This is a genomic window from Paenibacillus sp. J5C2022 (genome assembly GCF_025567625.1).
GTDB lineage: Bacteria > Bacillota > Bacilli > Paenibacillales > Paenibacillaceae > Pristimantibacillus.
Genome location: NZ_JAOQJC010000054.1, coordinates 1 through 12,637, shown reverse-complemented (window position 1 = coordinate 12,637; position 12,637 = coordinate 1). Strand labels below are relative to the sequence as shown.

8 protein-coding genes are annotated in these 12,637 nt (G+C 52.7%); 1 reads left to right on the top strand and 7 read right to left on the bottom strand.

Annotation, left to right across the window (positions count from 1 at the left end; all coding sequences use genetic code 11):
* Positions 1-17 precede the first annotated feature (17 nt).
* The 7 genes from M6D81_RS28275 to M6D81_RS28245 all read right to left on the bottom strand — a co-directional run bounded on the left by M6D81_RS28275 (position 18) and on the right by M6D81_RS28245 (position 10,428).
* The gene (locus M6D81_RS28275; RefSeq protein ID WP_262680640.1) at positions 18-1,718 is read right to left on the bottom strand and encodes a DUF4091 domain-containing protein; all 1,701 of its coding nucleotides are present in this window, start codon (positions 1,716-1,718) and stop codon (positions 18-20) included.
* Between the two features lie 135 nt (positions 1,719-1,853).
* Positions 1,854-2,738 carry a carbohydrate ABC transporter permease gene (locus tag M6D81_RS28270; RefSeq protein ID WP_262680639.1) on the bottom strand — a complete coding sequence of 295 codons (885 nt, stop codon included), beginning with the start codon at positions 2,736-2,738 and terminating at the stop codon, positions 1,854-1,856.
* An 18-nt stretch (positions 2,739-2,756) separates the two neighbouring features.
* A complete protein-coding gene (locus M6D81_RS28265) occupies positions 2,757-3,656 on the bottom strand; it encodes an ABC transporter permease (protein WP_262680638.1) in 900 nt (299 codons plus the stop codon).
* Positions 3,657-3,717: 61 nt separating this feature from the next.
* Entirely contained in the window at positions 3,718-5,409 is a 1,692-nt protein-coding gene (locus M6D81_RS28260; RefSeq protein WP_262680637.1) for an extracellular solute-binding protein, read from the bottom strand.
* A 111-nt stretch (positions 5,410-5,520) separates the two neighbouring features.
* The gene (locus M6D81_RS28255; RefSeq protein ID WP_262680635.1) at positions 5,521-6,825 is read right to left on the bottom strand and encodes a response regulator transcription factor; all 1,305 of its coding nucleotides are present in this window, start codon (positions 6,823-6,825) and stop codon (positions 5,521-5,523) included.
* A gap of 17 nt (positions 6,826-6,842) precedes the next feature.
* Positions 6,843-8,555, bottom strand: coding sequence for a sensor histidine kinase (locus tag M6D81_RS28250; protein ID WP_262680634.1), 1,713 nt, complete (start codon positions 8,553-8,555; stop codon positions 6,843-6,845).
* Positions 8,556-8,658: 103 nt separating this feature from the next.
* Positions 8,659-10,428 carry a glycoside hydrolase family 35 protein gene (locus tag M6D81_RS28245; RefSeq protein ID WP_262680633.1) on the bottom strand — a complete coding sequence of 590 codons (1,770 nt, stop codon included), beginning with the start codon at positions 10,426-10,428 and terminating at the stop codon, positions 8,659-8,661.
* 1,118 nt (positions 10,429-11,546) lie between these two features.
* On the opposite strand from M6D81_RS28245, the gene M6D81_RS28240 reads away from it, so the two are divergent.
* Entirely contained in the window at positions 11,547-12,443 is an 897-nt protein-coding gene (locus M6D81_RS28240; protein WP_262680632.1) for an AraC family transcriptional regulator, read from the top strand.
* The last annotated feature ends 194 nt before the right edge of the window (positions 12,444-12,637 follow it).

The window sequence follows — 12,637 nt, the reverse complement described above, 5'->3', positions numbered from 1 at the left end:
AGGCCCCATTGTTAACGCTATTGACTGGCGCTTGCCGTCAATGCCTCGGCAATGGCGGCATTGATGCGCTCCCTGACGCCCAGCAGCCACGCCATATCGCTCGGATAGCGCTTGAAGTGCAGCGGCTCCGTCAAGCCTTGCTCAATCAGCTCCAGCGCCTTGTCTCGTCCGGCCAGCGACTCCAGCAGCTCCAGCGCCCGCTGATCCTGCTGCGCTTCGCGGAACACTTCCCAGCGCAAGGAATCGATCGGACCGTCATCGCCGGGATAGACGACGAACGCATCGCCCGACGGGAAGGCGCATACGGCATCGGTTACGCAGAACGGGTCGATGACACGCGTGGAATACTGGCTGTACCAGAAGTTATAGCCCCAGTGAAGGAAGCCCTCCACGTCGAACTTGTACAGCTGCAAGCCCAGCACCCGATTCCTCGCGGAAGGCATGCTGAAGAAGCGATTGGACACCTCACGGAATTGCCCGCAGCAATAATACGTCCACAGCGGATTGGTGTTGCCTTCCAGGAAGGGATCGATATGATCGTTGGACGGGACGGGAATCTCTACCAGTCCGTGCTCATAGAAGGAATAGTCCGACAAGGCGTCAATGAATTTGAAGCCGTCCAGATGGCGGCGCAGCAATTCGCTTGCCCGCTTGTATTGTTCCAGGTGATCGATATGCGGCTCATCCGACACGTGGAAGTATACGGCATCCTGCAGCCCTCTGTCCTTGATGAAGGTGACGAGCTGCGGCAGGAACTGATTCAGGAAGCCGGCATATTCCTCGCCGGCCGCATCCGTCTCCCAGCCGAATATGCGCTGCTCGCTTCCGTTCACCGTCGCCACAATCTTGGGTGCATGCTTCGCTCCCCACTGCGTGAACAGATGCGACATTTCGAAATAGCGGATGCCTGCGGAGCGGCACATGCCGATCCATCTGTCCAGCTTCTCGAAGCTGAAGCGGTATTCCCCATCGCCTGTCTTCTCCACTCCGACAAGCTGCACAGTAGGCCGCTCGCCTCCGATAGCCGTGTCCAGCGGCGGGGTGAACAGCGGTGTCAACAGCAAGTTCACACCATGGTCCGCCGCATTGCGAACATACTGCTCCAGCAGCGCCCAATGCGCTTCGCTGAAGATGTCCACGCCGTACCGGCTCGCAATGCAATCGCTGTGGAACCACTCCGTATGAATCAGCTTCTGCTCCGGCAGCTCTGCCGGGACGATATCCAGCCGGAACTCTTCCTGCCCGAGCACCTCTCCGGCAGGCTCCTTGAACGTCAGCTTGATGGGATATGCGGAGGCCGTCTTGCTCTTGCCCGCCAATCCCGCCTCCATCGTCGGCAGCTTCACCGTTACCCAGACGGCGCGCCAGCTATTCGGCAGCGCGCGCACCCCTTCGCTCTCTATAACGGGATACAGGACGTCGGGGAACAAGCCCGGCTCCGTCGTTATGTAATTTGAATCCGTCTCCGCGTAGGCAGGCATCTCCGCCGGGGACAAGCCGACGGCGCGTATCGTCGCATATGGGGCCAGCTCGGATTCCAGTTCCACTGTTATGCCTTTGATCAGCCGATCTGAGCGATAAGCGACCTGGAAGGAATAGACCTCGTTCCATAGCGCTGTTCCGGTCTGGAACGGAGTGTCGTGAAGCTCCGCTTGCGGGAATACTTTGCTTAATGAACTAAGACAACGTGTTTCGAAGCTTTGCGTTTGCTGTGACATTTTTTTGGCTCCTTCTTCTCGATCATTATGGTGTGCAGGTCAGTCATGGTGTAAGGATTCGCCATTGCGGGCCGGCATTCCTTCCTAGCAAGCGATGTGAAAAACGAAGGCCTGTTGCGACCTCCGCTTTGTTGGCTAGCCTTTCACGCTGCCCACCGTAATTCCTTTTACGAAATATTGCTGAAGGAACGGATAGACGGCCATAATGGGCAATGCACCCAGGAAAATTTGCGCGGTCCGCAGCGTTTTCTCGCCATAGCTCTGCATGGAAGCCAAATCGTCCACGGATATGCTCTCCTTGTTGGAGGACGTAATCAACGTCGACAGATACGTCTGGAGCGGATAGTTGTCCGGCGAGTTCATATAAATAACGCCGTCGAACCAAGCATTCCAATGACCGATCATCGTGAATAACAGGATCGTTGCGATTGCGGGCAGAGAGACGGGCAAGTAAATCTTGAACAGCAAGGAAACGTGCCCAGCTCCGTCCATAATTGCCGCCTCGTCAAGCTCCTTGGGAATATTGCGGAAGAAATTAAGCAGCATGACCATATTCCACACGTTCAACGCCCCCGGAATAACAAGCGCCCATATCGTGTCCAGCAGCCCCGTGTCCTTGACGATCATATAGGTGGGGATCAAGCCGCCGCCGAAAAACATGGTGATGACAAAAAACCACACATATACGGTTCTGGACGAAAAATCGCTCTGCTCCCTGGATAACGGATATGCCGATATGATGCAGAGAAGCATGCTGACAATCGTCCCGATGACGACCCTCTGCAAGGAAACCCACAAGGAACGGAAAAACTCAGCCTTCTGACTTAGGTATACGTAAGCGTCCCAAGTAAAATCTACCGGCCATAGCTTGACCTGTCCCGCTACCGCGGAAGCGTTGGAGCTTAGCGATACGGCCAGCAGATGAATGAATGGAATGATGCCGAGCAGCGTGACGCCGAGCAGAAGCGTGACGTTAACCGCATTGAAGACGGCTCTTGAAGCCGATGGTTTGTAATGCATGCCGAGCCCGTCCTTTCACTAAAAAATACGGTAATTCGTAAAGCGGTAGGCCAAATAGTAGGACACCGACACAAGCAATACGGATACAACCGATTTGAACAGCCCGAACGCCGCCGCCGGCGAGAACTGCATATCGATTAAGCCCATGCGATAGACAAGCGTGTCGATGACGTCCGCGCTTTCGTATACAAGCGGGTTGTACAGCAGCAGGATTTGCTCGAAACCCGCATTGAGCACCGAGCCCAGGCTTAACGTAGCAAGCAGCACGATAATCGGCACAATGCCGGGAAGCGTAATATGAACAACCTGCTTCCATCTGCTTGCGCCGTCAATCTCCGCCGCCTCGTACAGATTGGGATTAATGGCCAGAATCGCCGCCAGATAAATAATCATATTGTAGCCCATGCCCTTCCAGACGTCGGACCCGATTAATATGCCCCGGAACCATTCCTTGTCTCCCATGAACATGATCGGCTCCAGGCCGAGATAGGCGAAGATCGCGTTAAGCGGGCCTTGCAGGGAAAAAACCTCGAATATGACGCCGGCCAGCACGGTCCATGACAGGAAAAACGGGAGAAATACGCTCGTCTGGATGGTGCGTATAAACCACTTTTTGCGAATCTCCTGCAAGAGCAATGCCAGCGCCAGCGGCACAAGCAAGGAAAACACAATTTTCAGCAGCGCAATAATAACCGTATTCCACAGCACTTGATAAAAATCGGGCATATTGAAAATGTACTGAAAGTTTTTCATGCCGACCCACTTGGAGTCAAAAAAACCTCTGGCCGGCGAATATTTCTGAAACGCCATTACGATGCCGAACATCGGACCGTATGCGTAAATCAAGGTAAGGATGACGGCTGGTATCAACATTAAATGAAGCGGCAGCGTCGGCACCCGACTTTTCCGATGCAACATTGCTATTCCTCCCATCGCTGCAAGGGGAGAGACCGCCTGCGGCTCCTCTCCCCGCTATCTCTTATCGGTTGCTATACCACTCGTTGACCTCGTTCGTAATATCCCCGCCGCCGAGCTTCTTCCAGCTCTCCACATATTTGTCGAATTCGTCAATCGGTGAAGAGCCCATAATGATTTTCGTGAACGTCTCGTCCGTCATTTTGTGAAGGGAAGTGAGCTTCTCCGTCATCGTCGGCGTTGCCGTGCCGTAAAATTCGTTCACGACATACGGCTTGTCCCGCAGTGTGCGGGTAATTCCCCAGCCTCCGTCTACCGCAGCCCGGCTGACATACATGCCCCACATCGTTTCGTCTCCGGCCAAATATTTCTTGGCTGCATCGAACACTTTAATCGAAGTGGCATTCATGGAGTCGATTTCATCTTGCTTGTTCTCGATCGCGGCATTGACTTCGGTATAAGCCGTTTCGAAATCGTACGGATTGTAGAATCGCGGCTGGTACCAATTGTATACGTATCCGTTCTCCGCCTTCACCTCGTCTTTGTACGCTTCCTTCTCCAGCTCCAGGTAGAAGTTGGCCATCTTGATAACCGCTTCCGGATGCTCGAAGCCTTTGCGCACGCCATAGATGCGGGATAAGCGCTGGCTCGGCACGAGCGTCTCACCCGGCTTGCCGTTATAGGAAGGCAGCTCTATCGCAACCCACTCCGCCCCGGGATTCTGATCCCGATTCATATTCAGCGGCCAGTTCGGATACCACCACTCGCCGAACGATATGCCCACTTTGCCCGCCACAATATCCTCTACAACCTTGTCCGTATCCTTGAAAGCGAATTCCTTGTCGATCAGCCCATTCCCGTACCATTGGTTCATCCGCTCCAAGGCGACCTTCGTCTCCGGTTGAATTTCGCCGGGAACGAGCTTGCCCTCAGCGTCTTTGATCCACGCCTTCGGATAAGCGCCCATCGTATAGAAAAATCCGCGCGTGTCAAAGCCCCAGGATATCAGCTCTTTATTGAAGGCAATGCCGTACGTGTCATTCTGGCCGTTGCCGTCCGGATCGCCGGTTACGAATGCCTCGGCTACTTTCTCCAATTCATCCAGCGTTTGCGGAGCGTCAAGCTGCAGCTTATCCAGCCAATCTTTGCGCAGCCACAATATTTGAGCGGACATGAAGGGGTCCTCGAAGTTAGGAAGTCCCAGTATTTTCCCTTCGCTCTTGTACATATCCAATGTTTTGCCGCCATCGGCTTCCACGAACGCCTTGAGCTCGGGAGATGCGTACTTCTCATACACTTCTGTCAAATCTTCCAGCAGGCCGTCTTCCTTGAACTTCTCGTAATCTGTAATTCCGATTTCGAACATGTCGGGCAGATCGCCGGAGGCAATCGCAAGCGAGAACTTCTGCTGCGCTTGATCGCTTGGCACTTGCCACAAGTACTCCACTTCGATGTTGAGCATATCTTTCAATTTGGAGAGATAAGCGTTCGTTTCTGGAGTGAGGCCCTTAGGTGTCTTGGGGTCCTCCGGATCGCCGTAGCCGATAACTTGCGTAACCTTGATCGTCTCCGGGTATTTCCATAGCGGATCGACCGATATTTCATTGCTCTCCGCTTGGCTTGCCATCGCTTCGTTGCCGCCATTGGCCGTCGGCTTCGGCTCTTCGGCATTGCCGGAGCAGCCTGCCAGAGCGGCAGCGGCGAACGATAGTACAAGTCCTCCGGCAAGAGCTTGTTTCAATGGAAATCTGTTCATGTTCTTCCCCCTCTTCGTTTATCGAAACCGATAGTTTGCCTATTTATCGTACCCCCTTGCTGTATACGCTTTCAATTTCGTTCTGTTGACTTCGGTTTCGATTGGTTTACCTCATTCCGTTACATGGGCATCCCGATACTCCTGAGGGGTCTGTCCCGTCAATTTTTTGAAGAATGTAGTGAAATAGGAAGGAGAATTGAAGCCCAGCCGGAACGCGACTTCATTGCCCTTCACCCCCTCCTCAACCATCCAGCGCTTCGCCGCTTGAAGTCTGGTCTCGGTAATGAACTCCGACAGATTCCTTCCCGTCGCCTGCTTGTAGTATCTGGACAGGTAGCTGGGATTGAGATGAACCTGCTCCGCAATTCTGACGAGAGACAGATCGTCGCCAAGATGACCTTCAATATAATCATGCACGGCTTGCACGCAGCGGTCCATGTCGTTGCCGCCATGAGGGGCTTCGGCATCCACGATGGCAAGATGCACACTGCCGGCCATCAAGCGCTGAACGCTTAGAAGCAGACGTTGATACTCCCCTTTCCATGAAGCAAGCATGAGCGGCTGTCTGTTGAATACGAAGGACATCTCCAGCTCCTGAAGATGCAGCAATTCATTCTGAATTTCCTCCAGACTGCCACGCAAGTAATCCGCTATTCCCGTCCAGTCGATGTCCCCCTCCCGGCCCGTGAACGCCGAATCCTCGGCGCGGGGCTGAATGAGCCATACGAATACGGAATCGTCCGTGACGAAGCCGTTCGACAAGAGCAGCCTTGGCAGCAGCTCCTCGAATACGTTCAGCACCAGCCCATAGGTCTGAACCTTCTTCTCCCAGAAAACATGCTCGTCCTGACGGACATAACCGGCGAGCAGCATGAATGGCTTGCCTGCATCGATGTTCCACTTGTCATTCACTTCCGTAGACAAGGACCGCTCCATCTCCGGCTGCTCCAGCAGCGCTTGCAGCCACTCTCTTGTCAGCAGCGGACGCAAGTATTGCAGCTCGCTGTGCGCATGGCGCATCATATCCTGATTTTTTCTTTCCTCTTTCAGCTCGTCAAGCACGCTTTGGATAATAGCCAGCAGATGCTCGTCGTTCTCCGTTTTCAGGACGAAGTGATCCGCGCGTTTCTTCATCGCGGTGTAGATATAGTTGAAATCGCTGAAGCCGGTCAGGAAGACGATGCGGCACTTCGGCCAGTAACGCGTAATTTCGTCAGCCATGTCCAGACCGTTCCTGCCCGGCATATCGATATCGCTTATGACTAGATCAAGCTTTGTTTTCCTTATCATTTCCGTCGCCTCATCCGAGCCGAACGCTTTGCACAGATCCACTTCTTCGCCGTAATGCGCGGATAGCAGTTGAACGAGTCCTTCTACAACGATCGCATCGTCATCGACCACCAATATTCTGTACATATTCGTTCCCCTCCCCTTTATTGCATGGGCAAGCTTAGCGCGATCCGCAGTCCGCCCAATTCGCTTCGGCTCGCCGACAAGCAGCCGCTATCGCCGTAATGGAGCTGCAGACGATAGCTGACATTGACCAGCCCTGTTTTCTCCGTTATAGCTGCGGGTCTGCGAAGCCGCCTGTTCAAATCCTCGATCATACTGTCGCTCAAGTCCTTCCCGCTGTCTTCCACCGTGACCGTCAGCCTGCCTGCCTCTTGAACGGCCTTGATACTGCATGTCTCCGGCTGCCTCTCTCTCTTGAAGGCGTGCTTGAATACATTCTCCACAATCGGCTGGACAATAAGCCTCGGCACAGAGATCGTTCCGCTTCCCTCAGGCAATGCTCCAATCTCTATGCTCACATACCTCGCGAAGCGAATGCTCTGAATGTCGCAATATACTTTGGCATGCTCATATTCCTGTGTGAAGGGCAGCTCATCGTGACCGCTGCGGGTAATGAATTCATAATAAGCGGCCAGCTTCAGGGACAGCTCCCCTGCGCCCGAGCTATCCTCCGCCTTGCACATGCGGTAAATGTTATAAAATCCGTTATAGAGAAAGTGCGGATTGATCTGGGATTGCAACTGGCGCAGCTCCGATTGCTGCAGAAGCAGCTTCTGTTCAAAATTCAATTGAATCGAAGCTCTCCACTCGTTGCGCATATTCTCAAAGCTGTCGTTCAAGTACTTGAATTCATTGTTCGGAACGGATGTCGATGCCGTTAATAGCTGCGGGTCCGTCTCGATCTTGCGGAACGCACGTATCAACTGGTTCAACGGCTTATGAATCATGCGGTTGACGGATAACGCGAACAGAATAATAAGGAGCAGAGATGCCGCTGTCAGCGCTCCAATGATCCAGCTGTATCGGGAAATGACTCTCGTCACTTCCTTCTCGTCAATATATGTGAACAATGTGCTCCCAAGCGCATTGACGCGATTGTAGATGACCAGATAGCTGTCGTCGCCGTTCGTTAGCCGGAAGCTATCCTGCTGGTCCCGACCGATCGCCTGCGCGCTGACATGCTCGGCGATGCCCGTCTCGATCTCCGGCCGGCGGCTGGATGCAATTACGGCTTGGAAGCTGTTGTCGGCCAGGAAAAAACCGTTGCCCCCTTCGTCCGACACCATACCGGATAGGAACTGAATCAACTTGTGCTGGTTGATCTCGATAAAAACTGTAATGGTGGCATTGTTGGCCGTCTCCGAGAAAAACATTTGATCCCCGTACGTATAGAAGGAACGCTGCCGCTCGATCGCCATCCTTCGCAATTGCCCCCACTTGCTTGCTTTCTCCATCCTGCCTATTCCGTCGCTGAGCGATACGAGACGGTCGAGCGGCTCAATATATACGGCCATATCGTTGATAAGCTCGCTTGAATCCCTGATCGACAGCATCGCATCCGTCAGCCGGTTAAGCAAGGTTAATTCTTCGTATGTGGACAGATCCTCGGCTCTGAAATTCAATTCTTCCATATTGGCATCTCTCATGAACACGTAGTGCTGGTTGCGAATGAACGTTATCTGGTTGTTCAGCTGATCTCTGGAGTAGTTCACTTTATTGCGCGTCGATTCCATAATGCTGGACTTCAGATAAGCGACGACGTTCACATTCACGGCAATCGTCGTAACCGTAATGGGAACGACCAGAATGGCGAATACGATTATGATCTTCTGATATACCGGCAGATTCCGCATCTCTCGCAAGCCCCCTCGACGATCGTTCTATACAAGCCGTTTATCATGAAAAGAAAAACTGAGCAACGGCGCATTCCGTTGCTCAGCACATGTAAATCTCATTCTATTCGGCAGAACTACGATCCAATACCGGGTAGTCCTGCAGCGCCACTTCATGCTTCGCGCTGCCGTGCAGCTCGAACAGGATGAGCTCGTTAACGCCTTGCTTCAGCAGCGGTCCCGGAATGTACAAGGTCTCCTGCGGACCTGCTTCCCAGTAGCGGCCCAGATTGAAGCCGTTAATATAAGCGACGCCCTTCGTCCAGCCCTTCACATTCAGGAAGGTGTCGGCCGGCTCGTCCACTTGGAATTCGCCCTTGAAGAAAGCAGGCTGGTTCGCTTGCACCTGCGACTGCCCGATGGGCTGGAAGCTCAGGCTGGCGAGATCGTCCAGCGGCAGCGACTCGATAGCCCAGTCATACAGGAACTGCTGGCCGAAGCGAATGCCTTCCGTTACGCCTTTCGGGTCCTTCAGCAGCGGCCCGTAATTGACGCGTCCCATGTTCTCCACCAGCACGCTGACCGTGACACCCTCTGCGGGAACAGCGAATTCCACTTCCGAATCCGGATTCCAGCGCTCGATTACGCCCTTGTATTCGCCGTCGACGAATACCATCGCACGGTCGCGCACTTCCTGAATGTTCAGCTTGCTGGATTCACGCGGTCCGCTCAGCTTCGTCGTATAGCGGATGAAGCCGTAGTTCTGTCCCACCAGCTCCATAGGCTCCGGGCAGGTGCTTTGAACGACAGTGGCCAGTCCTTCCGCGGAGTCGTTCAGTGAAGCGTAAGCTGTCATCGCTACCGTGCCGTAGCTCTTCTTGGGAATGGCCGGCGGCAGCTCCAGTTCGCCGATATCCTCATAACGGGCGATGACTTCGCGCACCGCATGGAATTTCTCCGTGATGTCACCGCTCTCGCCGACCGGCACGTCGTAATCGTAGCTCGTAATCGTCGGCTCGTATTTCCCGCCATGATTGGCTCCGCTATAGAAGCCGAAGTTCGTGCCGCCATGGAACATATAGAAGTTGACGGAGGCGCCGGCCGCCAGCATATCGTCGAGCACTTGCGCGACGTCGGCCGCATCTCTCGTGTGATGCTCTTCGCCCCAATGGTCGAACCATCCGTTCCAGTACTCCATGCACATAAGCGGCTGGTCGGGCTGATATTCCTGCAGCTTGGCGAACGCTTCCTCGGAGCGAGAGCCGAAGTTCGCGGTCGCCCATACGCCGGGCACCATGCCGCCTTGCAGCATGAAGTCCGTCGGACCGTCCGAGGTGAACAGCGGCACGTCGATACCGCGCTCCAGCAGCGCATCCTTCAGGTAAGTCAAGTACTTGATATCATTGCCGTAGCTGCCGTATTCATTCTCGATCTGAACTGCGATGACCGGTCCGCCCTTCGTCGATTGCAGCGGCGCAATCCTCGGAATAAGCTCATCGTAATAAGCGTCGATCTTGTCCATGAATGGCTTGTTGTAGCAGCGCAGGCGCATGCCGGGATCGGCCAGCAGCCATGCGGGAAGGCCGCCGAACTCCCACTCCGCGCATATATAAGGGCTTGGGCGAACGATGACATACAAGCCAAGCTCGCCTGCCGTTCTGATAAAGCCCTCCAGATCGGCCATCCCTTCGAATTGGAACTGCCCTTCCTTCGGCTCGTGGAAGTTCCATGGCACATACGTCTCCACCGTGTTGAAGCCGCATGCCTTCAGCTTCCGCAGCCGGTCCTCCCAATACTCCGGCACCACTCTGAAATAATGAATCGCTCCGGCGATAAGACGAATCGGCTTGCCGTCCAGCATCATTTGCTTGCCATCCAAAGATAATATGCTCATAGGGGATTCCTCCTAATGTAATTGCTTTTTGGCTATATGGCTATATGGCTATATGGCTATATGGCTATATGGCTATATGGCTATATGGCTATATGGCTATAGCTTTATAGTAGCGAGAATAAGGGGGCGCTCACAATGCACAAAATACGCATAAAGTTAACCTTTTGTGCCGAAAGTTGAGCTTATGCCATGTTATAATGCTAGTGCGGTGAAAGTTGATCCCGATTGCTCTCCATCCCTGGATTGCTCCATTCCGAAGATGGGGATATATTGGGGCGATACATTGGGATGTTATGCAGGAATGTTATATTAGGATGTTATATTAGGATGTTATATTAGGATGTAGTATTGGGTAGATACATCTAGTAGATACATTAGGATGATACATTGTGATGATACCTCGAGAAGATTGGGAAGATACAATGATACATTGGGACAATACATTGTTTAGATACATTAGCAAGTTACATTAACAAGATACATTAACAAGATACATTGAGTAGACACATTAGGATGATACTTTAGGACAACAATTTAATGTGACGATAGATCGGGTTTATTATGATCCCGCTCCTTCCTTTGCAACTGTTAAATGGATTTTGTGCACTTAATTATCTAAAAATCATTGTTCGCACTCATTTTACATGGAAAAAGTACAGTTAAAATTGGTCAAATAGCGACACATCTCCTTTCAGGGACAAAATAGTATCAACAATTCCAATTCATTGAGATTTGAAGGGTGAATCTGGAAAATTAACAACATAAAATCCAGTTAGTTTAATTGTAAAGTGGCTGCGTTCTACGTTGGCTGAGTTTCAGTTGGTTGAGTTTTAGTCGACCGGGTTCTACATTAGCTAAGTTCCAGTTGGATGCGTTCAATGTTGGTTGCGTTCTATGTTGGATGCGTTCTGTATTGGATGCGTTCTGTATTGGATACGTTCTACGTTAGCTGCTTTCAATGTTGGCTGGGTTCTATGTTGGATACGTTCTGACTTGGTTCTACATTAGCTAAGTTCCAGTTGGCTGGGTTCTATGTTGGATACACGTTCAATGTTACGGAAGAGGGGAAAGTCAATCTTAGTTAGTCAAACATTCTGCTGCAGCGAAGGAGGAGGACCGTGGACGCCTTATTTCAATTCCACAACGCTACAAGTACATTCCAGCTTGTCGGCTGCCACTTTGGCATTAAGCCGCAAGCTTGGTCTTATCCGAAGCATCACCATCATCTGTATGAGCTGAGCTGCTGTATGGAAGGAAATATCGGGCAGGATATTAATGGTACGGATGTGTCCGTCGGGGCCGGAGACTGGCTGCTGCTCAAGCCTGGCGTGAAGCACTCCCTTCATAACGTTTCCCCATCCCATTACGCCTTCTTCAACTTCCACTTCGATATCGACGATCTCGGCGTGCGCAACCGGCTTGGCGCTGCACCGTTCCTCATTATTCCCGCCTCTCTTGCAGGTGAGAGCAAGCTGCCAGGGCTGCTCCAGCAATGCGAGGCCATGATGCACAAGGGCTCCTGGAAGGATGGAGAGGCGACGCCGGAATCCAGAATTATCGAGCTTGCCGCACACGAGCATCTGGCGCTTCAAGGCTATATCATGCTTATCATTCATGAAGTGATCGTGTTGGCCAATTCTCTTGACAGCCACCTTGAGGGAATCGGCCAACAAGTGTCCGCCTATGAATTGGACATTGCCCATGCGGTTGAGCACAGGCTGTCGCAGAGCTTGTCCGAAGTACCCAGCATCAACGAGCTTGCGAAGCAGCTGAACCTCAGCCGCAGCCAGCTGTCGAAGATTTTCTCGAAAGTATACGGCCTCTCGCCGCGTCAATACTTAAGCAGAAGGAAGTGGAACCACGCGAAGGAACTGCTGACGACGACGAATCTGACCGTCTACTCGATCGCCGAGCAGCTCGGCTTCCGTTCCGTCAACCACTTCTCGCGTCAATTCCGGCGCTGGGTGGGCGTCTCGCCGAACCAATACCGCAGATCGAAGACTGAAGGGCCTTGACCTCCCGGAGCGGATTGTCCACAAGTATGTACAAACGCTGCAGCATTGACTCGCGGGGAGAGCCTCCAGACGCACACTTTGTACGATTTTTCGTACAAACGCTGCAGTACTGACCCTCCAGACGCACACTTTGTACGATTTTTCGTACAAACGCTGCAGTACTGACCCTCTGGGCGCGAACTTTGTATGATTTT

Coding starts and splice junctions, on each gene's coding strand:
- M6D81_RS28275 (WP_262680640.1), bottom strand. CDS start 1,718: ATGTCACAGCAAACGCAAAGCTTCGAAACACGTTGTCTTAGTTCATTA.
- M6D81_RS28270 (WP_262680639.1), bottom strand. CDS start 2,738: ATGCATTACAAACCATCGGCTTCAAGAGCCGTCTTCAATGCGGTTAAC.
- M6D81_RS28265 (WP_262680638.1), bottom strand. CDS start 3,656: ATGTTGCATCGGAAAAGTCGGGTGCCGACGCTGCCGCTTCATTTAATG.
- M6D81_RS28260 (WP_262680637.1), bottom strand. CDS start 5,409: ATGAACAGATTTCCATTGAAACAAGCTCTTGCCGGAGGACTTGTACTA.
- M6D81_RS28255 (WP_262680635.1), bottom strand. CDS start 6,825: ATGTACAGAATATTGGTGGTCGATGACGATGCGATCGTTGTAGAAGGA.
- M6D81_RS28250 (WP_262680634.1), bottom strand. CDS start 8,555: ATGCGGAATCTGCCGGTATATCAGAAGATCATAATCGTATTCGCCATT.
- M6D81_RS28245 (WP_262680633.1), bottom strand. CDS start 10,428: ATGAGCATATTATCTTTGGATGGCAAGCAAATGATGCTGGACGGCAAG.